The 23,558-nt window shown below is 67.3% G+C and carries 23 protein-coding genes and 1 pseudogene; 15 read left to right on the top strand and 9 right to left on the bottom strand.

The genetic code is table 11. The annotated features are described in order from the left end of the window. Window positions 1-9 precede the first annotated feature (9 nt). Together NFX44_RS01820 and NFX44_RS01815 are read left to right on the top strand one after the other, a co-directional pair. Window positions 10-1,443 (top strand): hypothetical protein, encoded by a 1,434-nt coding sequence (locus NFX44_RS01820; RefSeq protein WP_262281698.1) that lies wholly within the window; start codon window positions 10-12, stop codon window positions 1,441-1,443. After that, window positions 1,440-5,897 carry an FtsK/SpoIIIE domain-containing protein gene (locus NFX44_RS01815; RefSeq protein ID WP_262281697.1) on the top strand — a complete coding sequence of 1,486 codons (4,458 nt, stop codon included), beginning with the start codon at window positions 1,440-1,442 and terminating at the stop codon, window positions 5,895-5,897. The genes NFX44_RS01820 and NFX44_RS01815 overlap by 4 nt, the downstream gene beginning before the upstream one ends. 208 nt (window positions 5,898-6,105) lie before the next feature. Here NFX44_RS01815 and NFX44_RS01810 read toward each other — a convergent pair whose 3' ends face one another. Both NFX44_RS01810 and NFX44_RS01805 read right to left on the bottom strand, forming a co-directional pair. Next, on the bottom strand, window positions 6,106-6,528 hold the full coding sequence (locus NFX44_RS01810; protein ID WP_262281696.1) for a hypothetical protein: 423 nt from the start codon (window positions 6,526-6,528) through the stop codon (window positions 6,106-6,108). 750 nt (window positions 6,529-7,278) lie between these two features. Then, on the bottom strand, window positions 7,279-7,509 hold the full coding sequence (locus NFX44_RS01805; protein ID WP_262281695.1) for a winged helix-turn-helix domain-containing protein: 231 nt from the start codon (window positions 7,507-7,509) through the stop codon (window positions 7,279-7,281). Between the two features lie 360 nt (window positions 7,510-7,869). Between NFX44_RS01805 and NFX44_RS01800 the strand changes: the two genes are divergently transcribed. The 4 genes from NFX44_RS01800 to NFX44_RS01785 are packed head-to-tail and all read left to right on the top strand — an operon-like array spanning window position 7,870 to window position 9,037. Continuing rightward, entirely contained in the window at window positions 7,870-8,124 is a 255-nt protein-coding gene (locus tag NFX44_RS01800; RefSeq protein WP_262281694.1) for a hypothetical protein, read from the top strand. Further along, window positions 8,121-8,387 (top strand): DivIVA domain-containing protein, encoded by a 267-nt coding sequence (locus NFX44_RS01795; protein WP_262281693.1) that lies wholly within the window; start codon window positions 8,121-8,123, stop codon window positions 8,385-8,387. Before NFX44_RS01800 ends, NFX44_RS01795 begins: the two co-directional genes overlap by 4 nt. Further along, window positions 8,384-8,638: a hypothetical protein gene (locus NFX44_RS01790; RefSeq protein ID WP_262281692.1), complete on the top strand. Its 255-nt coding sequence runs from the start codon at window positions 8,384-8,386 to the stop codon at window positions 8,636-8,638. Before NFX44_RS01795 ends, NFX44_RS01790 begins: the two co-directional genes overlap by 4 nt. Window positions 8,639-8,656: 18 nt before the next feature. Further along, the gene (locus NFX44_RS01785; RefSeq protein WP_262281691.1) at window positions 8,657-9,037 is read left to right on the top strand and encodes a GIY-YIG nuclease family protein; all 381 of its coding nucleotides are present in this window, start codon (window positions 8,657-8,659) and stop codon (window positions 9,035-9,037) included. A 94-nt stretch (window positions 9,038-9,131) separates the two neighbouring features. Here the strand turns inward: NFX44_RS01785 and NFX44_RS01780 are convergent, their stop codons facing one another. Continuing rightward, window positions 9,132-9,281 carry a hypothetical protein gene (locus tag NFX44_RS01780; RefSeq protein ID WP_262281690.1) on the bottom strand — a complete coding sequence of 50 codons (150 nt, stop codon included), beginning with the start codon at window positions 9,279-9,281 and terminating at the stop codon, window positions 9,132-9,134. Window positions 9,282-9,682: 401 nt separating this feature from the next. Beyond that, window positions 9,683-10,387: a VOC family protein gene (locus NFX44_RS01775; protein ID WP_262281689.1), complete on the bottom strand. Its 705-nt coding sequence runs from the start codon at window positions 10,385-10,387 to the stop codon at window positions 9,683-9,685. Window positions 10,388-10,574: 187 nt separating this feature from the next. Between NFX44_RS01775 and NFX44_RS01770 the strand changes: the two genes are divergently transcribed. The 4 genes and pseudogenes from NFX44_RS01770 to NFX44_RS33330 form a co-directional block, all read left to right on the top strand. Next, window positions 10,575-11,003, top strand: coding sequence for a hypothetical protein (locus tag NFX44_RS01770; protein WP_262281688.1), 429 nt, complete (start codon window positions 10,575-10,577; stop codon window positions 11,001-11,003). A 23-nt stretch (window positions 11,004-11,026) separates the two neighbouring features. Further along, window positions 11,027-11,224 (top strand): helix-turn-helix transcriptional regulator, encoded by a 198-nt coding sequence (locus tag NFX44_RS01765; protein ID WP_255352245.1) that lies wholly within the window; start codon window positions 11,027-11,029, stop codon window positions 11,222-11,224. Continuing rightward, window positions 11,221-12,198: an NAD(P)-dependent alcohol dehydrogenase gene (locus NFX44_RS01760; RefSeq protein ID WP_262281687.1), complete on the top strand. Its 978-nt coding sequence runs from the start codon at window positions 11,221-11,223 to the stop codon at window positions 12,196-12,198. Before NFX44_RS01765 ends, NFX44_RS01760 begins: the two co-directional genes overlap by 4 nt. 50 nt (window positions 12,199-12,248) lie before the next feature. Then, a pseudogene (locus tag NFX44_RS33330) lies at window positions 12,249-12,410 on the top strand (hypothetical protein); the annotation flags it as partial. A gap of 103 nt (window positions 12,411-12,513) precedes the next feature. On the opposite strand, the gene NFX44_RS01755 reads toward NFX44_RS33330, so the two are convergent. Next, window positions 12,514-12,975, bottom strand: coding sequence for a hypothetical protein (locus NFX44_RS01755; RefSeq protein ID WP_262281686.1), 462 nt, complete (start codon window positions 12,973-12,975; stop codon window positions 12,514-12,516). Window positions 12,976-13,036: 61 nt separating this feature from the next. Beyond that, a complete protein-coding gene (locus NFX44_RS01750) occupies window positions 13,037-15,505 on the bottom strand; it encodes a PKD domain-containing protein (RefSeq protein WP_262281685.1) in 2,469 nt (822 codons plus the stop codon). 305 nt (window positions 15,506-15,810) lie between these two features. On the opposite strand from NFX44_RS01750, the gene NFX44_RS01745 reads away from it, so the two are divergent. The 3 genes from NFX44_RS01745 to NFX44_RS01735 all read left to right on the top strand — a co-directional run bounded on the left by NFX44_RS01745 (window position 15,811) and on the right by NFX44_RS01735 (window position 19,611). Then, window positions 15,811-16,461, top strand: coding sequence for a hypothetical protein (locus NFX44_RS01745; protein WP_262281684.1), 651 nt, complete (start codon window positions 15,811-15,813; stop codon window positions 16,459-16,461). 138 nt (window positions 16,462-16,599) lie between these two features. Then, a complete protein-coding gene (locus tag NFX44_RS01740; protein ID WP_262281683.1) occupies window positions 16,600-18,945 on the top strand; it encodes an acylase in 2,346 nt (781 codons plus the stop codon). Window positions 18,946-19,062: 117 nt separating this feature from the next. Further along, a complete protein-coding gene (locus tag NFX44_RS01735) occupies window positions 19,063-19,611 on the top strand; it encodes a TFIIB-type zinc ribbon-containing protein (RefSeq protein ID WP_262281682.1) in 549 nt (182 codons plus the stop codon). Between the two features lie 97 nt (window positions 19,612-19,708). Here NFX44_RS01735 and NFX44_RS01730 read toward each other — a convergent pair whose 3' ends face one another. Further along, complete coding sequence (locus tag NFX44_RS01730) at window positions 19,709-20,044, bottom strand: helix-turn-helix domain-containing protein (RefSeq protein ID WP_262281681.1); 336 nt, start codon at window positions 20,042-20,044, stop codon at window positions 19,709-19,711. Between the two features lie 122 nt (window positions 20,045-20,166). Here NFX44_RS01730 and NFX44_RS01725 point away from each other — a divergent pair, with 122 nt between their 5' ends. Both NFX44_RS01725 and NFX44_RS01720 read left to right on the top strand, forming a co-directional pair. Beyond that, on the top strand, window positions 20,167-21,003 hold the full coding sequence (locus NFX44_RS01725) for an MBL fold metallo-hydrolase (protein ID WP_262281680.1): 837 nt from the start codon (window positions 20,167-20,169) through the stop codon (window positions 21,001-21,003). Continuing rightward, window positions 21,000-21,875 (top strand): alpha/beta hydrolase, encoded by an 876-nt coding sequence (locus tag NFX44_RS01720; RefSeq protein WP_262281679.1) that lies wholly within the window; start codon window positions 21,000-21,002, stop codon window positions 21,873-21,875. The genes NFX44_RS01725 and NFX44_RS01720 overlap by 4 nt, the downstream gene beginning before the upstream one ends. A 118-nt stretch (window positions 21,876-21,993) precedes the next feature. Here the strand turns inward: NFX44_RS01720 and NFX44_RS01715 are convergent, their stop codons facing one another. Both NFX44_RS01715 and NFX44_RS01710 read right to left on the bottom strand, forming a co-directional pair. After that, entirely contained in the window at window positions 21,994-22,953 is a 960-nt protein-coding gene (locus NFX44_RS01715) for a CU044_5270 family protein (protein WP_262281678.1), read from the bottom strand. Then, the gene (locus NFX44_RS01710; RefSeq protein ID WP_262281677.1) at window positions 22,950-23,495 is read right to left on the bottom strand and encodes an RNA polymerase sigma factor; all 546 of its coding nucleotides are present in this window, start codon (window positions 23,493-23,495) and stop codon (window positions 22,950-22,952) included. Before NFX44_RS01710 ends, NFX44_RS01715 begins: the two co-directional genes overlap by 4 nt. Between the last annotated feature and the right edge of the window lie 63 nt (window positions 23,496-23,558).

Genomic DNA, 23,558 nt, shown 5'->3' with positions numbered 1-23,558 from the left:
GCTGCTCCGTTGGATCTCGACGATTGGTTCAAGCGTGAGGTGGTCAGCTTCCTCGTGCTGACGCCTACGTCGAACTCACCTCAACCGGTGCATGTACTGAATGGACTTTTCCACGCGCTCCTTTCAGGCAAACGGTCCGCACGTGCTGCCATCGACTTTGTTGCGCCCAAGAAGGGTGGCGCATGGGCTGTCGGCACCACAGCCTTGCGAGAGCGGTCAACTTTGAAACTCCCGCGTGATGACGCCAGACTTGAAAAGGCCCGGCGTTCGGTCAGTGCGCTTATCGCCGCCGACGGAGCTGTCTACGGCGACGGATTTGCGTCTTTTCAACTGGCGAACTTGGGTCTCGTCACCTCCGACAAAACGCACCATCACCTCGGCGATTTAGCTGCTCAAGTCTTGACCGCCTCGCCTGAGGGATGTCGAGCCGTCGGCGAGCTGGTTGCCCGCCTCCGCATGCCGCAGCCAAATCCACATTGGTCCGTCGAGGCTGCCTTTGTCGATCTCGCTAACGTGAACAGGTGGGAGGTCGAACCCCCGCAACGTGGATCCTGGTGGGGCATGGACTCGCGTTGCGAAGGACTCGCACGGGAGCTCAATGCCCTCATGGTGCGGGCCACTCGTCTCTGTGCCAGTGGGGTCGACACGTTGATCGGGCTACAAACTCTCGCCGCGGCAGCCACTTGGGTAGGTCTCATCGTCTATGCACAGGTGCCCCAGCTTTGCTCGGGCAAGCCGCTTGCAACGCTCCTGCCCGAGGCGGGAGCTCCTGGCGCGCTGGCGACGGTTCGTGCGGCGTCTGTATCAGTACTGGACACCTTAGATGGCAACTTCCAAGAGTGGCTGTGTTCGCTCCTACGGGATGAGGTAAGGAGCAGGGTTGGTTCCCAGGACATTGAACCCCTCGATGTTTTCAGGGTCTTGGCGGACGTAAAAGCTAAGACCAAAATGAGCGGAGGGACCTCCCGCTCGCCCCAAGATCTGGCCGCGATGTACCGAGTTTGGGCTATCGATCACGAACCACTGGACGCCTTGGCGCGCACTCTTCAGGAATCCGTTCAAGACTCGATGGGCAACAAAGCCCGTGACTGGTTTGCGGCCGTGGGACGCCACTGCGGCTTCGTCGGACCCCGTCGCGGCAAGCCGGCCCGGCTGAGGGTTGAGGTTGCCTTGGTGCCAGCGCTGATCCTGGCAGGGTTGTCCGAAGACGACGGGGAAACGGTCCCCTTCTCAACATGGCTTGCTCGCATGGCCGCCAGATATGGCGTCGTCTTCGGCCCAAACCATCTTACGCGGAGTATGTCACCCAGACCATCCGACGAAGAGTTGCGTCAGAACCAACTTGACCTAGCCGGCCTCTTCTCATCTCTAGGCCTGGCAAGGCTTTACAACGATAGCGTTACTGAAATTCTCAACCCCTTCTACGTCTGGGCTAGGCAATGAACAGCGAACAGCGCCTTGCAAGGGCGATCTACGGACTGGTCGAGCGCCGCCTGAGCCGCAACTTCGGATTCGTCTGGGTCCCTGACCTAGCTAACCCGATGCCGTTGCCTGAGTTGGTGGCTCTCTTTGAGCGTCGCGGCGGGATTCGACTCGCTCTGCTTGTAGATCAATCTGTTCCCGCCAGCCTCCCAGCCTCTACGATCGACATTACCGACTCGGTCGATGTAGCAATCGACTGGCGCAACGAAGGCGATCCACGTCCGCTAGTGGTCGTTGGCGACCTAGAGCGGGATAGAGCTGCCGGCCTTCGTGATATTCCTTCCATTTCGATCAGCGAACTACGAAGCGCAGTATTCGATGATTTGATCTCCGACCTTGGTAGCCAGGCAATTCCCTCGGCTCTGCTCAAGCTTCTTCGGGCCTTTAAGGGGCTAAAGTACCTCACCGATGTTCGCGCTTGCGCTGGATACAGCAGCGTTCTCGCGACAGGGGAGTCTGGCGCAGCTCAAATTGCCCGGAAGGAACTTTGGCGGCTCGGCCTCCTTCCTGATAGCCATGCAGTGGATATTGACGCCAAACGCCTGCACAGCAACTTCTCCACTGTTGGCAAGCTTCGCGGCATGGACGCGAGCACGCGGCAGCGGCTGATCAAACATCTCACGGCGTCCCAGGACGTTTCGAGAGGTGACTACAGAGCTCTACGGCTTTTCGCGAACACCGGCCAGGTTGCCTACTTGGCGGAACTTGACCTTGAAGACGTGCAAAAGGCTCTGCGGTCTACGACCCAGAAAAAGAAGAAGAACATTGTTCCGGGCAACGGCAGCGTCCCGGCCGACGACAACGATCTGATCGCGATCCTTCAGAGCAATGACTATGATGAGAAGGCCCTCCTCTCTCAACTCGATACGGCTGAAGGTTCGCTGGAAGACAACTCAGAGGTGAGACTCGGCGAGCACCGACTCGCGTGGCAGTTCGACAACCTTGAGACGTGTATGCCGCTGATGGCGGATTCCGGCTCAGACGATGGCTACGACATGCAGTCGGGCTCGGTCGAGCGCTTCCGCGACGACGACGTACCCGCGCGGCCAGGTACGGGGGACTTGGAGTGGCGGTCCCTATCGAAGATCGCCGACGATCTGAGGACTCTGGAGCGCCGGCGTGCAGGCCGCGAGGTGCCTGAATGCGCCGAGGCTGTGGAGCGGTTGATTGGTCTCCGCAGAGACCTCTTGCCCTACCTGCCTACCCTCTTAACAGAGGGGGTACGCGCCTTTGCCCTTAGCTCTACGTTGCGGCTGACTGCAGAGGGCATGATAGCCTGCTGGATCGACTTGTGGTCGAAGTTGGAGAGTCTGCGACGTCATCTGCCGGAGACGGACCATTTTTACGTCCGCAAGATTGCTGAGAACTTGTCGCTGTGCGATCTGCGGGTCATTGTGCAGCGAGGGGATATTAGCGTCCTGGTCCTGCCGCTCCATCCGATTGTGGTGGAGCCGCGTTTGCGCGCAGCGGAATTGATTCGCAAGAGCGACTCGCTGACGGACGACTTTATGGACCTAATCGTCGGTTCGCTTGATCCGGGTCTACCGTCGTTGTCGGTGCCTCTCGATGGAACTCAGGTGTCCGTAGCGTATTCGGGGAAGTACCACGGACTTCCGCAGTATTCACGTAATCCTCGACAAGTTGACACAGCCGAGACGGTTGAACTACTCCGTTCGATCGTCCAGCGGTTTATTACAGTCCACCCGTATGCTGAGTTGAGCCTTTCGGTGGGGCTGTTGGATCCCCCGCCAGCTGCGGTCCGAAAGTTTCTGCGCTGGCTCGGCGAAGAGACTGCTGAGCGAGTCTCCCTTCATGTCTACCTGTCGGATGGGGACGCCGAAGAGGTACAAGCTGCTCTCGACGATGCGGCGGAAGAACTTGTCGGGGGTGAAATCCCGGCTGCCTCCTTCTCTTACGAGGTGCACGAAAACATTCGCCTGCGCGACCTCGCTCGATGGCTGGCGGAGGAAGACTCGCCGCCGCATCTGCTCTTCATGTTTGATGTAGGCGAGGTCGAGGCAGCTCGCCAGGGCGGCCCTGTCGGTATGCCGGTACTGGGTAGTCTAATTTCCGAGTGGGTCTTTGACACGGACCCGCTCGAGGACTCCCGGCCCGTAATCCGGCCGAGGACTGGCTTTAGTCAACTTAACAAGCTCGTGGCAACTCAGGCCGGCCTCTTCAATAGCCAAGTGCCGTCGCAGCAAAGATCTCCCCTGCTGTCCGGAGAGGCCGAGGCTGCGATTTCGGAGCTTGCAGGCCAGACGACATGGTTGGTGCTGTGCGAGGGCATGTCTGCCATGGTGCCGTCGCCAAATATTGGCGAGATGCAACTGGTCGGCCGTATAGCATCGGGCCATGTCGCGTCGTTTATATATTCCGCCCAAGTGGAACTCTTGGTCGAACCGGTTTTGACGTATCTCTTGAATTCAACATGGCTTCAGCCAGACGGTGGAACGGTCATCAACTTTCTGTTGGGATCGGTTCGGGCTGCAGTCCCTGAGGGTCTCCTTGGCTTCTTCAAGACCCAGGGAGTTCTTTCGAGGGAGTCCGTACTCGGCCGCCTCGGCTTCGCGGCGGCTATTGCCTACCTTAATGAGGCGTCTGATAACCAACTCGTCGTGAGCCTTGATACGGATGGGGCTCGTCGGTGGCTCGGCTTGCGGGATGGGACTGGGCGTAGAGCGGACCTTCTGGTCGTCAGGAGAACTGAGAAGGGCTGGTCTGTAGACGCTGTCGAGGTAAAGGCTCGGTCCGGCGGTGTTAAGTGGAGTGGCAACATACCTGAAGTCGTGCAGGAAGCTGTCGACCAGGCTTCTGAGATTTCCCGACTTTTGGAGCAGATCTTCGCCGTTGCTGGCGGAGACTCGTTCACTCCATCCCGTCGCGAAATCCTGAAGAGACAGGTCTTCATGGAGGCACTGCATCAATGGGAGCCGATTCGCCGGCTGGACCCGGAGGACTACGACCAGAAGATCCAGGGCCTAAACGCGCTCTTCCGTCAAGGTTCAACCGTGACTATCGCTCGGAGGGTCTTCCTTGTTAATCCGAACCAAGAAGGGCCAGTCGAGCAGCGGGAACTGCAGGATGGTCGCGGTCTAGTCTCCATCCTGTCGCTCGGTGTGCCTTGGCTACGTGAGGCTTTGGAATCCCGGCCAGGGGTGCATATTGAAATTCCCGCGGAGTTGCTCGACCAACTCGGCGTGTCTTCTACCTCCGTGGTTTCGCCCTCAGCACGCGAGCTGCACGGCGTCGATGCGGCTGCCGGTGCGAGCGATGCTCCTACGTCCCTGACCCGGGATGATGCCGGAGAGGAAATTCCGAATGAGGGTCTCGTTTTGGCCCATCGTCTTCGCGATGCTTTTGCCGCCCGCAATGCGCCGTTCAGGGCGATCGAGGAAGATAAGTTGGTTCTTGGCCCCGCCATCGTACAAATCCCATTCTCTGTTCCCGCCGGGGCCAAGTTGGGAGTGATCCAGGCCCAAGAACAGGATCTCAGCCGCGATCTTGGCGTTCAGGCGCTTCGAATTACTAACTGGTCTGGCCATCCTGGGTTTGCTGTTGCCGAACTGCCGCGCGGTAAACGAGAGATCCCGGATGTTGCTAGCTTGGCCCGACCACCAGATCTGCCATACCCCGCCCTTGCGCTCGGCGCTGAGGTCGACTTCCGCCCTCATTGGGTTTCCCTGGACCAACTGCCTCATCTTCTCATCGGTGGCACGACAGGAAGTGGAAAGAGCGTTTTTGTTCGTAGCCTGCTTTGGCAGCTCACCAAGCTGTACTCCGCCGATGAAGTAGAACTTGTTCTCATTGATGCCAAGGGTATGGCGGATTATCTGGATTTCATGCGTGCGCCTCATTTCCGCTCAGAACGGAACTTCCACTTGGGAGCGGACGGAGCGCTAGAGTTGGTTCGCGATATTGTTGAGGTTGTCTTGCCGGAACGTGTGGCGCGCTTTCGTGAATACGCCATGTCTGCGTTGGAGCGGCCGAGCCCTGTCACGGTAGCAAACCTCAGGATGTTGCTTTCGGATGCTCGCGCCCAGGGGGTCAATGTCCCCTTGCGCCCACTGGTCATCATAATTGATGAGTTTGCGGAACTAGTACTGGGATCGGCTGCTCGGAAGCAATTTGAAACGCTCGTCACTCGGTTCGTTCAAATTGCCAGGGCTGTAGGCGGACATCTCGTGGCCGCCACGCAGAGGCCTTCTACTGATATCGTTTCCGGTGTAATGAAGGGGAACTTCTCGCGAGTGGCACTTCGCGTTCAACAGAATGTCGACTCGCGAGTTATCCTTGACGAAGGGGGCGCGGAAAGCCTCCTTGGTCGAGGTGACCTTCTCTTCAAGTCCTCGGAGTCAGGACTCCAGCGTCTTCAAGGATACTCTGCTATCGGCCCCTATGCTTTCCTGTCCTGAGGGCTCGGGTGTTAGGCTTAGTCGAGGTAGAACGACAGCCGGAATAGTCCTGGTTGAGGCGTTCAACTATTAGGCGCTTAAGCCTGCCGCCGGGCGGGACAGAGACGCCCGCCCGGCAAGAAAATGTAGGTTATGGGCGCTGCCGTCCATAGAAGGATAGGTCCGGTGCTCCGATCCGTCTTGCGCGCGCGGTTATGGACGGCTGAGGCTACTGTCGGTCCGCATCTGTCGCTGAGATCTTCGCGAAGGCTGCCCGATGCTGTTCGGCTTCGGCCGATGCTTCGGCCTCTCTGAGTCGTCCAAGGGTTACAGGGCCGCCACAGTCCGCGCAATGAGCGAAATAGGGCCCGAAATCGGGCTCGTCTTCGGGATCTTCCTCAAGTAGGCCGTTCACGATTCTAAGCTCAGCTTGGTCAAGTTGCACTGTCGCCGCATGCGCCTTCTTTTCCAGAAATTGGCGCTGGACGGCGTCCTTATGACGCTGTACGTCATCTTCGGCCTCCTCGGATGTGTCCCGATGCGGCCCTACCCACGTGCCGCAGGTCACGCAGAATGCGCCCACGCAACCTGTATCGGATCCCTCGTTCTCAAGCACGGCGGAATATACGTCGTGCTCCTCGGACTGCTGCATCGCCTCTCCTCATTGTCTAATGCTTGGTGCCTTAGTGTCTCCGTCGCGGACAGATGATCATAGCTCTCCATCGCTCGTGGTCAACGAGACCTCTTCCCTCGCTGCGCCAACTCGGCGCAGCGGCGGAAATTTGTGTCTGTGAGGGGGTCCGTTTTAGCCTGGTAGATGGCGACAGATGGAGTGAACACCCCCGGCATGGCGAAGACCCGGATCGCTAACGGCTTTGTCACTGGGCGGCTCCCGATCAGGTCGTGACTGCGGCTGCGGCTGCTCACGAGCGGCGAGCGCCACGAGCACGCCGAGGTTTCCTTCAGGCAGAGACTGCTGCCAGCAGGCCGCATCGAGTATTGGCCGGTCGTCCGCCGCCCATATGTGACCGGCGCTGCTGCGCCCCGGCCGAGTGGAGAAAGTTGTCTGAGGCTTCCGGGTCTCGGCCTGCGCTGGCGGGCGTTGTAGGTTCAGGCTCCCTGAAGGCGACGGCGCGCAGGCTGTGGGGTACGTGGGGCGCCGGGAGCCGGTCGCCGAACGCCGCCTGGTGACTCCTCACTCAGCCGCCACCTGTACGCCGAGCGACCGGGTGACTTCGACTACCCCCATGGCTGGTCGGGCGACACTGGTGTGACGCGGAGTTCCTCAGGGCGATGCCTGTGTGTGCTGCGTGAGGTCTGCCCTCGGGACGCGGATCGGGCTGTGGCCGTCCAAGGCGGCTGACCACAGCAGGCGTCGGAAGCGTCATTGAGAGAGGTTCGGCTATCTGCTGATACGGTCCGCCACGAAGACGCCGCGTCCGGGTGCGCCGACGACGATGCCTCGGTCGCGCAGCAGGGCAATGGCCCGGGCAGCGGTCGAGAAGGACACGGAGTAGAGGTCGGCGAGCTGCGAGTACGACGGCAACTTGGCGCCGGGCTCGTACTCACCACTCTTGATCCGTTCGGCGATGTCGCCGGCGATGTCGGTATAGCTGAGCGGGATCGGGGACACGTAGATCCTTTCGGGCTGGCACCTGGTCCGATCCTCTCACCCCTTCCTCGTGGTTGACCTATAGCGCCTAGTGACATAGGTTGTCCCTGAGTCGATCGGGTTGGCACCAGAACGACTCGTCCGGGCGCCGATGCCCGATCAGTGCCGGGGTGGCGTCGGTGCTGCCCCGGCACACAGAGCGGACGCCCGTGAAGAGGCACAGGCAACAGGCCCAGGAGATGCGAGAACGCAGCCGCGTCGGAATCCAGCGGCGCATTAGCAGGCCCGGGGTGGGTGCTGGGCTCCAGCCGGTATGGACGCGCGGTCGTGCCGGCCGTCCCCGCTCGCCTCGGCGCCGTAACCATCCGACCAGGGAGGGTCATGGACTCGATCGACGACATCCTCGGCGAACTACCCCTACCGCCCTATATCACCACCGAAGACGTCACCTTCGCCGTCAAGGCCGTCGCCGTGCACGCCCCCGAGCAGTGGCCCGACGGCACGCGCTGCCGCAACGACCGCGCTCCGTACCCCGGCCGCCTGCACCGCTGGGGCCACCACGTCCTGACCCGCCGAGGCCTGAGCGAGCGTGAAATCGGGGCCCTGGTCGCCGAACAGACAGCGAGGCAGCCGTGATTTACGTGACCGGGGAACGCCTGCACCCGCACCAGATCCGAGCCGCCGGCTTCGACAGCCGATGGCGCGGCCTCGACCCCGACCAGGTCCACGCCTACCTCAACCGTTTCGCCGACGAACTCGACCGCCTGCACCGCGAGCTGACCACCGCCAACACCGAGGCCGAACGCGTCCGCCAGGCCCTGCGCCAGTGGCAGTCCCGCCACACCGGCTGCCGCTTCACCGACCCAGACTGGTCACCGAACAGCCGGTGGCAACGATGACCGCACCCCGTTGGATCATCCACCTGCCCACCACGCTGACCGGCCAGGACGTCGCCACCGACCTGGCCGCCGCGCTGCGCGAGTCCCTTGCCCACGTCACCGCCTTCGACTTCGGCGAGACCACCCTCAGCGAGGAGGACGCGCAGCACCTCCGCTACCGGGTCTGGTGCGACACCCGGCTCCCTAGCGGCCGGCGGTGCCGGCTCCGCGACGGGCACTCCGGATCGTGTGGGGCCACAGGGGAGGGTTGACGCCGGTACCGTCCGGGGATGCATGACGCCGAAGATCTGCTGGCCGGCTTCACACCTCCTCAGCCGTACACGACGGAAGCCGCCGCCGGCGCTCCCACCTCGCCCGGCGTGCACGTGGTCCTCGACCGCGGCACGGTGGTCTACGTCGGCTGGACCGGGAACCTGCGTAACCGCCTTCGGCAGCACCTGACCGGCAACCGGGAGTCGTCGGTGCTGCACGAGCAGGTCGGCCAGCTCCTCGACAAGCCCGGTAACGAGGCATCGGCCGCCGCCATCGCCGACTGGCTGGGCCAGCGCGAGGTCCGCTGGCAGGAGACGGATAACCCGAAGGGTACGAAGGAGGCCCTGGTCCTGGCCCTCAAGCCCCGCTTCAACCGGCAGGTGCCGAAGCCCCGGTAACGGGCCGGCTCACGCGCCGTAGAGCCAGTCGATGTGCTGGCGTTGGCCGCCGGACCCTCCCGCCGCGGCAAGCTCGCGACATCGGTGGCGATGGCTAGTGGTCGGCCTGGATGTGGTGGATGGTCCGGGCGGCCACGGCGCGGAGCTTGTCGGGGTTGGCGACGTTGTGGATCGCGGCGATCTGGCCACCCTCGTCCACGTCGAGGGTGAGCGTGGCGATGACGCGGCCCGCGCCGCTGAACACGACGCCCGGCCGGTGAGCTCGACCAGTTCGATGGCCATCTCGGCGGGCGCGACGCCCTGATACGGGCGGTCGGTTATGCCCGCGAGCCAGGTGGACACCCGATCCGCGCCGGTGATCGGCCGCATTGCCTGGCGGACCTTGCCGCCACCGTCGGTCCACAGCGTGACGTCGGGTGCCAGCAGCTGCATCAGCGTGTTGATGTCACCGCCGACGGCGGCGGCGAGGAACTGTTCGGTGACCTGCCGCTGCCGGGTGCGATCGGCGTGGAAGCGCGGCCGCCGGGCCTGCACGTGCCCGCAGGCGCGGTGCGCGGCCTGGCGTACGGTCTCCTCGGACCGGTCGACGACGTCGGCCAGTGCCCCGCCTGAACAGCCAATCAACCTACGGCGGGAGCGCTCCGGTCAGTTCCTTCGTACGCAGAACTCGTTGCCGTCCGGATCGGCCAGCACGACGGTGCCGTCGTCACCGACCTCGAGCCGAGTGGCCCCGAGAGCGAGCAGCCGGTCGACTTCCGCCTGCTGGTCGTCACCGGCCGGGGCGAGGTCGAAGCGCTGCCGGTTCCTCGCCTTCTTCGGGGCGACGGGCGGGCCTCCCCACGCGACCTTCGTGCCACCGTGCGGTGACTGGATCGCGGCCTCCTCGTTCTGGTCCCACACCAGCGGCCAGCCCAGCGCCTCGCTCCAGAAGAGGCCGACGTCCCGGGTGCCGTCGCAGGTGAGCTCCCCGAGGAAGCCGCACCCGGCGAGGTAGTTGTTGCCCGGCTCGATCACGTCGAACTCGTAGCCCTCGGGGTCGGCCAGGACGACATGCCCCTCCTCGGGGCGCTGCCCGACGTCGAGGTGACTTGCGCCGAGCCTCAGCGCCGTCGCCACCGTCTGCTGCTGGTCGTCAAGGCTGGCGCTGGTCAGGTGGAGGTGCATGCGGTTCGGCCGCACCATCTCCGCGCTGCTGCGGGCGAACCGGAGACTGAGCTGGGTTTCGTGTCCCGGCAGGAGCACACCACCGGCGTCCTCGACGATCTCCCGGCCGAGCATGCCGGCCCAGAACCGCGCCACGCGAGCCGGATCGCGCGCATCGAAGGTCGCCGAGAGAAGTCGCGAGTTCATCGCCCCACGCTAGGCGCGGGCCGGCAGGGCGACAAAGCCGTTTTGGCCTGCGCCGGACCCCGGCCGGCGCGACCGCGTCGGCCCCTGTCACCAGCTCCGCCGCCATGCGATGTAAAAGTTTCTAGACACGGAGTCAAAGAAGCCTTACTCTAGGCGTGTCAAGGATTCTTTACATGGGGAGCCGGTCATGACGCATGAGGAGAAACGCGCCTGGACCATGCTGGTGGTCAGCGTCGTGGGGTACGCGGTCTACGCGGCGGTCGTCCTGAGCCGGGTCGACGGTGGGCCGCTCTCCGCGACCCCCTACGCCGGCGTTCTCCTGTGGACGGTCGGCGGCGCCATCGTCGCGAACATCGTGGCCGAGATCGCGATGGGCGTGGTGGACCCGCGGGCGTCCCGCGTCAAGGACGTTCGCGACCGGGAGATCGGGCGGCTCGGCGACCATGTTGGCCAGGCGTTCGTGGTCATCGGCGCGGTGTCGGCGATGCTCATGGCGTTGGCCGAGTGGGACTGGTTCTGGATCGCCAACGTCATCTACCTGTGCTTCGTCCTGTCGGCGGTGGTCGGCTCCCTGACGAAGGTGATCGTCTACCGCACGGGTGTCCCGCAGTGGTGAAGCCGACCCAGGTCACGAACAACATCCGCGCACTGCGCTTCGCGCATGACGAGATGACCCAGGCCGAACTCGCCGAGCGGATCGGCGTGACCCGGCAGACCGTCATCGCCATCGAGCAGGGCCGCTACTCGCCCTCGCTGGAAATGGCGTTCCGGATCGCCCGCGTGTTCGGCGTACGGCTCGACGACGTGTTCCAGTATCCCGAGGAGGCGGCACCATGAAAGCCATCGTCCAGGACACCTACGGCCCGGCGGACGTGCTCCAGCTCCGCGACATCGGACGGCCGGCCATCGGCGACGACGATGTCCTCGTCCAGGTCCGCGCGGCCGGGGTCGACCCCGGAGTCTGGATCTTCATGGCCGGCCGCCCCTACCTGGCACGGCTGGCGAGCGGGTTGCGCCGGCCCCGGGTGGCGGTGCGCGGCCGGGACCTGGCCGGGGTGGTCGCCGCGGTCGGCGCCCGGGTGACCCGGTTCCGGCCCGGCGACGAGGTGTACGGCACCTGCCTGCGCGGCTCGTACGCCGAGTTCGCGAGCGCACCGCAACGGCGACTGGCCCGCAAGCCGGCCAACGTGTCGTTCACGCAGGCCGCCGTGGTGCCGGTCTCCGCGATGACGGCGCTGCGCGCCGTACGCGACAGCGGCGAGGTGCGCCCGGGACACCGGGTGCTGGTGATCGGCGCATCGGGCGGTGTCGGGTCCCTGGCGGTGCAGATCGCCAAGGCGTACGGCGCGACGGTGACCGCAGTCTGCGCCCCGGCCAAGGCCGATTTCGTCCGCTCCCTCGGCGCTGAGGACGTCCTCGACTACACGAGCGAGGAGGTCGACCGCGACGGTCCGGTGTACGACGTGGTCATCGACACCGGCGGTGACCGGCCGTTGTCACTGCTGCGGCGTGCGCTCACCCCGCACGGGACGCTGGCGCTGGTCGGCGGCGCGTACGCCAAGGGCCCGATGCTCAGCGGTTACGACCGGCAGATGTTCCGCGCGCCGCTGCTGTCCCTGTTCGTCGGCCAACGGCTCCGCAGCGTGAGCGCCGTGGAGCGGGCCGAGGACCTGGACGAGCTACGAGATCTCATCGAGTCCGGCGCGCTGACCCCGGTGGTCGACCGCACCTATCCCCTTGCCGAGGCATCGGACGCGATCCGGCACCTCCGGGACGGGCACCCGGCAGGAAAGGTGGTCCTCACCATCTGAGCTGCTTGTCATAGCGGCGCGCCAGCCTCGCCGCCTTCCGGCGCCGCGACCCGTACGCCGGAACGACCCACCTGTTCGTCGAGCTGCTGGCCGACCCCGCCGGCCCGGCAGTCCGGCTGCTGCGTCTGATTGATGTCGACCCTGAGGCCGCACTGTCGTCGCCCAGCGCTGTGTGCCCGGGGTCGCCGGACCGGGCGCCCGCACGAGACTGAGCCGTTGGACCGCCGCCTTCGACGCCTTCTGGCTGGGTGGCCCTTGAACGGCGCGAACGTGCGGCTCGAGTATCGGCGGCCACCTTTGCGGCCGCCCTGGTTGTCAGTTGGCAGCCCAGAATCGGACCAGGAACCGTTCGGCGTCCATGATCGGGATGGGGTGGCCTGGTTGTGCTTCGATCCGGCGCAACTGGGCCCGTCCGGTGACACTGACCTGGGCGTGGTAGCGGCCCGGCGGCCCGAGCGTCAGGATCGGGCTGGCCTGGAACTCCAACATGCCGGACACATGCACGGTGCCCTCGCTCAGAGCCAGGGTCACCTGCTGCTGAGCGTCCGCGTCCTGCCGGTCGTCGGGTGGGGCCGCGGCCCAGGACTCAAGCACGACCCGGGCGCAGTGGTAGGAATCCGAGGCGCTCATGAGGTACAGGATGTCGTCGCCGGCGGAGCAGAGCGGCACCTCACCGGAGAAGGGGTCATCCAGGAAGTCGGCGGCCGCACCGGCAACGATGATGATGCCGTGCTCGGGCGGTAGCAGCGCCTCCACGCTGTCCAGCGGTCCGGTCATCGCCCCTCACAGTAGTTTGGGGGGCCGGACGAACGCCGGCCCCCCAAACCATAGATGACTGTCAGTCGTGGATCTGGATGGCGCCCGTCGCCATGGCTGTCAAGCTGGACTCGTCAAGGTCAAGGCTGCTCGGTCTGTTGTCATAGACGATCTGGTCGTTGGGAATGGTGTTGTCGCCGAGCCTCCAGACGACCAAGCGCAGACCGTCGGGGTCGTCGTCGCCGTAGAAGAGGAACCCGAAGCCGGCCTGACCGCCGACGGTCCCGACGCCCTTGACCGCCACCTTGCCGGTTGGCGAGACGACGAGCCATTCGAACCCGGTGGACTGCAGCCTCATCTCACCGCCTTCGAGGTCGGCCGCGAGCCTGCCGTTGCCAGGCACTGGGCCGCTCTCACCCGGCTGGTACTTCACGGCCGCCTGGATGATCAGTTTGCCGGTGTGCTCCGGGCCCGCCGGGAACGCGCCGGCGGGTGAGGAGATGACGCCGCCTTCGGTGAGGAACCCGCCCTCCGGGTCGTACACGACGACCATGACGTTCGCGGTGCCGGTGCCCCCGTCGTCGTCCGTGACCGCCACCTCGATGGTGTACATGCCGGCGCTGGTGAAGGTGTGGGTCTGGGTACAGACCCGACCGGTGGGGACGGACCGGGTGGTGGTGGAGTCGTCCCACGACACATCGCAGGTGTGGGTGTCGTTGGCGGCGTCGGTGAAGGGCGCGCTGATCTCGACCGGAGTGCCCACGCGGAACACCTGCCATGGCGCCGGACGGCTGATGCTCACCTGCGGCGGAATGTTGTGGACGGTGACCTCGGTGGAACGCGACACCGGCGGGTGGACGCCGTCGTCGACGGTCAAGGTGGCGTGGTACACCCCGTCATCGCTGCACGTGATCTTCGGTTGCAGGTTGTGCGGATTGTCGAAGGAACAGGTTGCGCCTGGATCGTTGCCGTCCGTCCCCGTGACGGTCCAGGTGATGCCCGTCTCCGCGTACTCGGTCCTCATCGTGGCGTACAGCTGGATGGGCTGGCCCTCGGCGCCCTCGACCTTGGAGGCAACGCTGACGATCGGCCCGTCGGCGGCGCCGGCGTCGCCTCGGGGCACGATCTGTACCCAGAACCAGTCGTTCTCACGGTAGAGGATCCGGTCATCGCGGTAGAAATTCGGGACCTGGGCGCCGGCGGAGCGGTTCTGGGTCCTGTTCACGGCGCGCACCGAGAAGTCCACGGGCAAACTGCGGAACCGGCGGGCGGCGGCGCCTTGCAGGGTGCTGGCGAAGGGATACTCGTCGCAGTCCTGCTCGTCGGTGGGTCGATCCTCCAACGGGATACCAGTGTCCGTGTAAGGCCATTCCCCCTGGCATGCCCGGTCCTTCTCCGCCGAGTTCTCGTTCCACTCCGAGCCCTGGTACGGCACTCGTTGCAGGTAGTTGGTTTCCGTGGCGGCGTCGTAGTTGCCGGGAATGTTCTTGAATCCGTCGAGCTTGTGCGGTCTGGTCTCGTTCGGGTTCGCGAACGCGTCCTGAATGTGCTGGGCGACCTCCTTGACGGGGCTGTCGGAGCCGTCGGCGTTGAGCACGGGGTAGATCAGGTGCGGCAGGACGTCGTGGAAGATGCACGCCGCCGTCCGGGTGCCGAAATAGTCGGCAGAGTCGCAGCGGACGAAGTAGTCCAGCGGCTCGTTCGTAGCGTCATCGCGGACATAGTTGGGTAGCAGCGTCTTGAACTGGTACTCAATGGCGAACGGGTGGAAACGCATCTTGTCGGGCTGGTCCGGGTCGGGGGCGGACGAGAGCACGAACGGCGACCAGGTCTTCGTACCCGCGTGGACCAGCCACTCGCCGAGGGTTCGCCGATGGTCGCCGCTCTCGCTGCAGCCGGTCGTGTCGTGATAGCAGTCGATGCCAAAGGACAGGCTGTCCGCGGCCGTCAAGGAGCCGAAGAACACCACACTCATCGGCCGGAGGAAGAAGTGGAGGTCACGCACGCCGTCGTCACGGCCGTAGCCGACGACCACGAACGTCATCGACATGAACCCGGGCCGTTTCGGGTCGATCGCCGTCGCGGTGAGGCGGTAGGTCCCGCACCACTGCATGCGGTTCTTGATGTAGCCAACCCGATCGTTCGCCGCGGCGGCGCTGGTCTGGCACTCCTCCGCGAAGTCGTTGTCCGGCACCGCGGGTGGCTGCATCACTTCCCGCAGGACTCCCACGTCACCTTCGTCGCCGCCCTCGGCTCCGCGTGAGGAGGCACCGCGCTGAGCCTCTCGGACTGCCTGTGCCACGTCGAAGCCGATGTCCTGAGTGGATACCAGGGCGCGTTTGCGGGCGAGGTCCCGCAGTTGCGCCTCCGATGCCTCAGGTGGCGTGGCCGGCAAATCCTCGGCCGGCCTTTCCGTAAGGCCGGTGATCATGCTGGAACCCAGTTGCGTCGCGGTAGTGGTGATGGTGGGCGCCGCCGGATCCGGCTCAGGCTCCGTTGCCCGAGCGGCAGTTGGTGGCAGAAGCACCACCGAGGCCACCGTCGCTGCCACAGTGGCTGTCCACCATCGTCGTATCCCCGTCATGTGCTCTCCCCGTCTGCCGGCACGGACGATCCACGCCGACTGGTCCTGGCGGGCGCCTAGCCTCGGGGAACACAAAAAGAGCGGCCCGCGCACGGTACGAGCGGCCGACCTCACATCCCCGTTGGACGTGCTGACCCGCAGGAGCACGCCTTACCGAGGATCATCGACGATTGCAAATTTATAAGCAAGGGGCTGCGGAGAGTATTGATGTGCACTGTTGGCCAGCGCCCGTTGGGACGCCGGAGCGGACGCCGCAACCGTATGCTGCGGCGGTGGACGCGCAGGCTCCCACCATTGGTTTCTCCCGGGCGGTGTTGGCGGGGCTCACTCTCGCTGCCCTGGCGCTGGCCGCCTGTGGGTCGCCGTCTCCGGCGCCCGGTGCCTGGCCCACCGCCGTCGCGGACTCGACATCGCAGGAGGTTTCGCGCACCCCGGCTCAGCCCGATCCGTCCGCCTCCGTCATTGGCTGCGAATGGCTCGGCCCCGCCGGCCAGGTCGACCCCACCTACTGCCAGCGAGTGGTGGACGACGAACGGATTCGCAGCAAGCTCACCGTCGAGCAGCGAGCTGAAGCGGACGCGGCGGCGGAGGCTGTCGGCCGGGCGATCGACCGGATGACGTTCGACTGTGCCGAGCCGGTCACCCAGGAATGCCTGGCGGAGCAGGCCCGCCGCCGGATGTTTCCACCCACCGACAACCCAGGGCAGGCCACCGACCGGGTCCGACGAGCGATCACCGCTGCCGGCTACACCGACGTCGTCGTGAGGCAAGCCGGGTCGATGGATCCGGCACCCCGGGACACCATCGTGTACGCCGTGCGAGCCGGCGGCGGTTGCGTGGTGGGCCACCTTGAGGCGAGCGGCCGGGGCGGCGGGCAACGACGCGTGCTCGGCACTCTGCAGAACGGTCAGTGCCTCGCCTGAGCAGCGTCGGCGCATCGCCTCCGAAGATGATCGACAGGTGACTTGAGCAACTTTCACCACTAGCGTCGGTCGGACCTGGACAGTCACTACTCGGGGAGGACGTCCAATGCTCCGTCCACACCACCACCAGAGCGCCCGATGAGGGCACGCCCACTTGCGGCGGCAGCGGTCGCCATGGGGCTGGTCGCCGCCGGCCTCACCGTCACCGGCGGCACCGCCGCCGCCCACGGCAACGGCTACTCCGCCCTGATCCAGCGCGCCTCCTACGGCGTACCGCACATCACCGCACAGAACTTCGCGAGCCTCGGCTACGGCGTCGGCTACGCCCAGGCCGAGGACAACATCTGCCTGATCGCCGAGCAGATGGTCACCGTCAACGCCCAGCGATCCCGCTGGTTCGGCGCGACCACCAGCAACGTCACCAGCGACCTGTTCCAGCAGAAGGCCATCGACGCCCGCGCCGCCGAGCGCTGGCTGGTCGGCCCGCGCGACGGCATCCACGCACCCTCCAACGAGGTACGCGACCAGATCCGCGGCTTCGTCGCCGGCTACAACGCCTACCTCCGCAGCGCCAAGAGCAAGATCACCGACCCGGCCTGCAAGGGGAAGGACTGGGTACGCCCGATCACCGAGCTGGACGTGTGGCGGGCCAACTGGACGCGGATGATCCGGGCCAGCTCCGGCGCGCTCGCCGACGGCATCGTGGCCGCCGCGCCGCCCGCCGGGACCAGCGCGCCGCCCACCACAGACAGGAGCAGCGCCCCGCAGGCCGAAGCCGTCGTCGCCGCCCGCGACGGCGCGCCGGCCGGGGTGGGCAGCAACGCGTACGGTCTGGGCCGCGACGCCACCGCCAGCGGCGCCGGCATGCTGCTCGCGAACCCGCACTTCCCCTGGGACGGGGGCGAGCGCTTCTACCGGATGCACCTCAAGGTGCCCGGCCGGTACGACGTCGAGGGCGCGGCCCTGGTCGGCGATCCGATCGTCGAGATCGGCCACAACGGCCGGATCGCCTGGTCGCACACCGTCTCCACCGCCCGCCGCTTCGTCTGGCACCGGCTCACCCTGGTGCCCGGCGACCCGACCAGCTACCTCTACGACGGCCAGCCCCGGAAGATGACCTCCCGCACCGTCACCGTCCAGACGTCGGGCGGGCCGGTCACCCGTACCTTCTACGACACCCACTTCGGTCCGGTCGTCGTGGTGCCGGGCACCTTCGACTGGACGGCGCAGGCCGCGTACGCGATCACCGACGTCAACGCCGCCAACAACCGCGCGCTCGACGGCTGGCTCGCCATGGGCCGGGCGAAGTCGGTGGGTGAGCTGCGGGCGGTGCTGGACCGGCGGCAGTTCCTGCCCTGGGTCAACGTCATCGCCGCCGACCGCGACGGCAATGCCCTCTACGCCGACCACTCCGTCGTGCCCCGGGTCACCGGCACCCTCGCGGCCGCGTGCATCCCGGCGCCCTTCCAGCCCCTGTACGCCAGCAGCGGCCAGGCCGTCCTCGACGGCTCCCGCTCCGCCTGTGAGCTGGGCCGGGACCCGGACGCCGCCGTGCCCGGCATCCTCGGCCCGGGCAACCTGCCCGCGCTGGTCCGCGGCGACTACGTGACCAACTCCAACGACAGCTACTGGCTGGCCAACCCGACCAAACCCCTGGAGGGCTACCCGCGCATCATCGGCGACGAGCGGACGCCGCGGAGCCTCCGTACCCGGCTCGGCGTGCACCAGGTGCAGCAGCGGATCGCCGGCACCGACGGGCTCCCCGGCAAGGGTTTCACCACCGGCAAGCTGTGGGACGTGACGTTCGGCAACCGGGCGTACGGGGGTGAGCTGGTCCGCGACGACCTGGTCCGGGTCTGCGAGGCGCAGCCGACGGCTACCGCCTCCGACGGCACCACCGTCGACCTGGCCGCGGCCTGCGCCGCCCTGCGCGGCTGGGACCTGAAGGTCAACCTCGACAGCCGGGGCGCGCAGCTGTTCACCGAGTTCGCCCTCGCCGGTGGCCTGCGCTTCGCTGACGCGTTCGACCCGGCTGCCCCGCTCACCACGCCGAGCCGGCTCGCCGTCGACGACCCGAGGGTGCGCACCGCCCTCGCCAATGCCGTCCGCAAGTTGGATGGCATCCCGCTCGACGCGCGCCTCGGCGACGTCCAGACCGAGCCGCGCGGCGCCGAGCGCATCCCGATCCACGGCGGGCGCGCGGAAGCGGGTGTCTTCAACATGATCATCGGGGTGCTGCAGCCCGGCGTCGGCTACTCGAAGGTGCAGCACGGCTCGTCGTTCGTGATGGCCGTCGAGCTGGGCCGCAACGGGCCGTCGGGCCGGCAGATCCTGACCTATTCCCAGTCGGCCAACCCGAACTCGCCCTGGTACGCCGACCAGACCCGGCTGTACTCGGGCAAGGGCTGGGACACCATCAAGTACACCGAGCGGCAGCTCAAGGCCGACCCGAACCTGGTCACGTACCGGGTGGGGGAGCGGTAGGCCGGCAGCACCCGCTTCGCCAGCGAGGGCCCGGCGGCCGGCCAGCCGGCCGGCCGCCGCGCCCAGCTCAGCTGCGATCGTCCCCAGCGGCCGCGGCGCGGGCGTATGGTCGGCGCTGTGGTAGGAGCGGGGCATCGATACCGCTACGTCGGCCCGGCCGACGTGCGGGCCTCGGTCGCGGACGCCCCCGAGGGCTGGCCCATCCGATCACCCGCCGACCTCGACGCCTACCTCGCGGCCACGGATCCCCGCGACCGTGACGAGCCCTTCACCTACGTCATCGACACCGCCGGGGCCTTACGGCTCGCGCCCAGACGCAGCGAGCACGTCGCCTGCGCCGGCGGTGGAGAGGTCCTCGGCGCGGGCGAGATCGCCTTCGCCGGCGAGCGGGGCGGCTGGGCCGTCACCGAAGTGAGCAACCACTCCACCGGCTACTGCCCCGACCCCAGCTCCTGGGCGGCGGTGGCGGGCGCCCTCGACCGGGCGGGTATCGACCGTCCGGAAGGCTTCACCGTGACCGTCGTCTTCCGGCGCTGCCTTGAATGCGGCGAGCGTAACCTCGTCCGCGACGACGACTACATCTGCGCGCTCTGCGGTGCCGAGCTGCCGGAGGATGTGGAACCTCGGCTGACGGCGCAGCCGTCGACCGACCAGCGGCTGCGCTGACTTGGCGAGCAGGCTGGAGTAGAAGCGCAGGGTGGCCGTAAAGTCGTCGGCGATGATGCGGGCGTGCGGGCTCACGCCCCGACCCCAGTTCCGCCTCTCAGTCGGCTGACGGCTGGCTCGCCGCCCACTCGCAGATCGCCGCGAGTGGTTTCTCCAGCGTGTGCCCGAGGTCGGTGAGCTCGTACTCGACGTGCTGCGGCGCGCTGGCCTTGACCACCCGGCGGCGCACCAGCCCGTCGGCCTCCATCCCGCGCAACGTCTCGGTGAGCACCTTCTGGCTGATGCCCGGAAGGCGGCGGCGCAGCTGGGCGTGCCGCTGCGGCCCGGCCAGCAGCGCGTAGATCAGCAGGACCCGCCACTTCGCCGCGAACCGTTCCAGCGCCTGCCGGGTCGAGCAGCTCTCCTGAAGTACGTCGGGAATGACGAGAACCATCGGACCTCCCGATCGGCGGATCGCCGGCAAGGGCACCGGAAAGTGCCGTCTGGTCGGTGCCCGTGAGCCGCCCTAGCGTCGGAGTCGACTCTAGTTCGCCGACGCCGATCGGATGGTCGACCGTGACCGAGTTCCGCATCCACACCTACACCGCCGCCGAGAGCGGCATCTTCGCCAACAGCTACCTCCTGGAGACCGCCGACGGTGTGGTGCTCGTCGACGCGAACCTGCTGGTCTCCGACGCGCGGGCCCTCGCGGCCCGGCTCGCGGCGCTGCGCAAGCCGCTGCTGGCCGCGTTCGTCACCCACGCCCACCCGGACCACTTCAACGGCCTGCCGTACGTGGTGGCCGACGACGTTCCGGTCTACGCCGCCGCTGCGGTGGCCGAGGCGATCGCCGAGGTCGCCGAGCCGAAGCGGGCGCAGTGGCAGCCCGTGTACGGCGACGAGTGGCCCGACCGGTACCGCGTCCCGGACCACCCGCTGCCGGTCGGCGGCACCGTCGAGGTGGCCGGGCTGCGGATCGCGGTGCACGACGTCGGCGCCGCGGAGAGCCACGCCGACTCGTACCTGCTGGTGGCCGGCGGCGACCGGCGGGTGGCCTTCATCGGCGACCTCGCCTTCGACGGCACCCACTCCTACACCGCCGACGGGCACACCGGCCGCTGGCTGGCCGCCCTCGACCGGCTCACCGGTGAGCTGGACGGCCTCCCGCTCTACCCGGGGCACGGCGCGCCGAGCGACGGGTGCCTGCTGGCCGCGCAGCGGCGGTACCTGCTGATGTACCGGGAGGCCGTCCGCCGGATCGCCGACGGCGCACCGACGCTCGGTGAGCCGCAGCGGCAGGAGCTGACCGAGCTCATGACCCGGTTCCTGCCGGAGGTGCCGCTGAGCTGGCTGGTCGGCCTCGGCGCCGACGCCGTCGCCGCCGAGCTGGCCGCCGAGGCGGTGCCCGCATGAGCACCCAGGAGCAGCGTGTCGCCTTCACCAGCGACGGCATCGACCTGGTGGGCGAGCTGCGACTTCCGGCCGTTGCCGGGCCGGCGCCGGCGGTCGCCCTCACCGGGCCGTTCACCGGGGTCAAGGACCAGGTCGCCGGGACGTACGCGGACCGGCTCACCCGGGCCGGCTTCGTCACCCTCGCCTTCGACCATCGCGGCTTCGGCGAGAGCGGCGGCCGCCCGGGGCACGAGGACAGCCAGGGCAAGCTCGCCGACCTGCGGGCGGCCGTCGAGCTGCTGCGAACCCGGCCGGAGGTGGACCCGGACCGGATCGGCCTGGTCGGCGTCTGCCTCGGCGGCGGCTACGCGGTCCGGGCCGCGGCGGAGAACCCCCGGGTGAAGGCGGTGGTCGGCATCGCCGGCGGTTACAACAGCCCGGCCTGGTTCGTCGAGCGGATGGGGGTCGACAACTACCGCTCGGCGCTCGCCGGCTTTCTCGACACGTACGACGAATTTCTGCCCGCCGTCGCGCCCGGCGGCGCGGAGGCGGCGATGGGCGGCGATGAGCCGTACGCCTACTACGGCACCAACCGGTCCGCCTCGCCGCACTGGCGCAACCAGGTGACCCGAGGTTCGCTGCACTCGCTGATGACGTTCGACGCGCTCGGCGCGGCCCCGCTGCTCGGCGCGACCCCGCTGCTGGTGGTGCACGGCCGGGTCGACGCCTACTGCGCGCCCGAACTCGCCGCGGAGCTGCACCGCCGGGCGGCCGGTGCGAAGGAGATCGTCTGGCTGGACGCCGCCCAGCACATTGACCTCTACGACGTGGAGCCGTACGTCACCGACGCGGCGGACGGCGCGGCCGCGTTCCTGCACCGGCACCTCGGCTGAGGCCGCCGCATCGCAGCGGCCCCTGACGTGGACCAGCTTTCGAGGATGGAGAGCAGCGACCAGGAACGTGGCGGTGCGGCCTGGTCAGGCCGCACCGCCTTGTGTTTGCTCGGTGCTGTCAGCGCAGTGCGGACGCCTGCGGCAGACCATCGTCGGACCATCGCGCGGCGATCACCGCGGTCCAGCTCGCCGGGCTGTCCGCGACCCAGGTCTCCTGGGCCAGTGCCTGTCCGGTCGTGGGGTCGATGATCAGACGGGTCTGCGCCTTGCCGAAGTCGCCTTGACGGGTGACTGTCACGGCCACGCCGGGCCGGCCGAGCTGGTCAGTCACCCGGCCCAGCGACGTCACCCAGGGCATCGCGGCGAGCATCCGGTACGCCGCCGCGCGCACCTGCGGGGACACCGGCAGGTCGAGGACGAGGGCGGCGCCGGAGTAGAAGAGGAACTGGTCGCGTCCCTCGGTGGCGCCGGTGTCGGCGTACCAGGCGAGCAGCTTGTCCTTGAGCTTCGCCGGGGTGGTCGGCAGTGTGGCCAGTTCTCGGGCGGAACGGGGCGTCCCGGCGAGCAGGAAGTTGTTCTCCGCGGTGTGGCCCTGCATCGGCCGGGAGGTCCACGAGCCACCGTCGGCATCCCGGACGTACGCGGCCGAGGGCAGGTCCGGCGCGGCGGCCAGCCACCGCTCGTCCTGAACGCGCCGGGTGCCTTCGCCGTGCTCGGCCCGTACCACCCAGTAGCGGCCGGCGGCGGCGGGTGCGGACTCGCTCTGTTCGGCGGCGACCAGCAGCAGGCCGCCGGCGTCGGCGGGCACGTCAACCGGGGCGGGCGACGAAACCGCCGGCTGAACCAGGGGCGCCCTGGGCCCGGACGCGTTGTTCAGCAGGATGGCGCCCGCCGCGGCGAGCGCCACGGCAGGCAGCGCGCCCGCCAGCACGAGCGGGCGTACCGGCCGGCGGGCGGTGCGGGTGGTGGATTCCGGCCGGGGTTGCGCCATGATCAGGGCGGGGTCCGGCCGGCCGGAGGGGTCGAGGCTGCGCGGGCGGGCGTCGGCCAGCGCCTGCAGGGTGTCGCGGTGACTCATCGGGCGTACTCCTGATCAGGAATTCGGACGGGGGGGTGGCGGTCCACCGTGACGGCGTCGGACATGGCCTGTTCCAGGCGTTTGCGGGCCCGGTGCAGGCGTACGAAGAAGGTTGCGGTCGAGCAGCCGACGACGCGGGCGGCGGCCTTGGCGGACAGGCCCTGCCAGGCCGTCAGCGTCAGCGCCTCCCGGTCGTCCTCGCCGAGGCCCGCGAGCGCGGCCAGCATCGCCGCTCGTTCGGCGACGCCGTCGGCGATGTCAGCGTCCGCCTCCGCGACCCACGCGCGCAGCTCGGTGGCGAGGCCCGCCTGACGGATGTCGTCGCGGTAACGTTCGCGGATCACGTTGCGGGCCACGCCCAGCAGCCACGGCAGCGGTGCGGCAGGTATGGCGTCCAGCCTGCGCCAGGCCACCAGGAAGGTGTCCGCGACCACGTCGTCGGCGAGCTTGCGTCCCGCCCGGCTCACCGCGTACGCGTACACCTGAGCGTGGTGCGCGTGGTAGAGGGCGGTGAACCGCTCGTTTGGTTCGGCATGCGTCACTGGCTCCTTCTCCTTCGCCGTGAAGGTGTCTCGTCACCAGGTAGTGCGCCCGGAGGGCCGATT

Source organism: Micromonospora sp. MA102, from assembly GCF_025460765.1.
Classification (GTDB): domain Bacteria; phylum Actinomycetota; class Actinomycetes; order Mycobacteriales; family Micromonosporaceae; genus Micromonospora; species Micromonospora halotolerans.
This window is presented reverse-complemented; position numbering and strand designations above follow the sequence as displayed.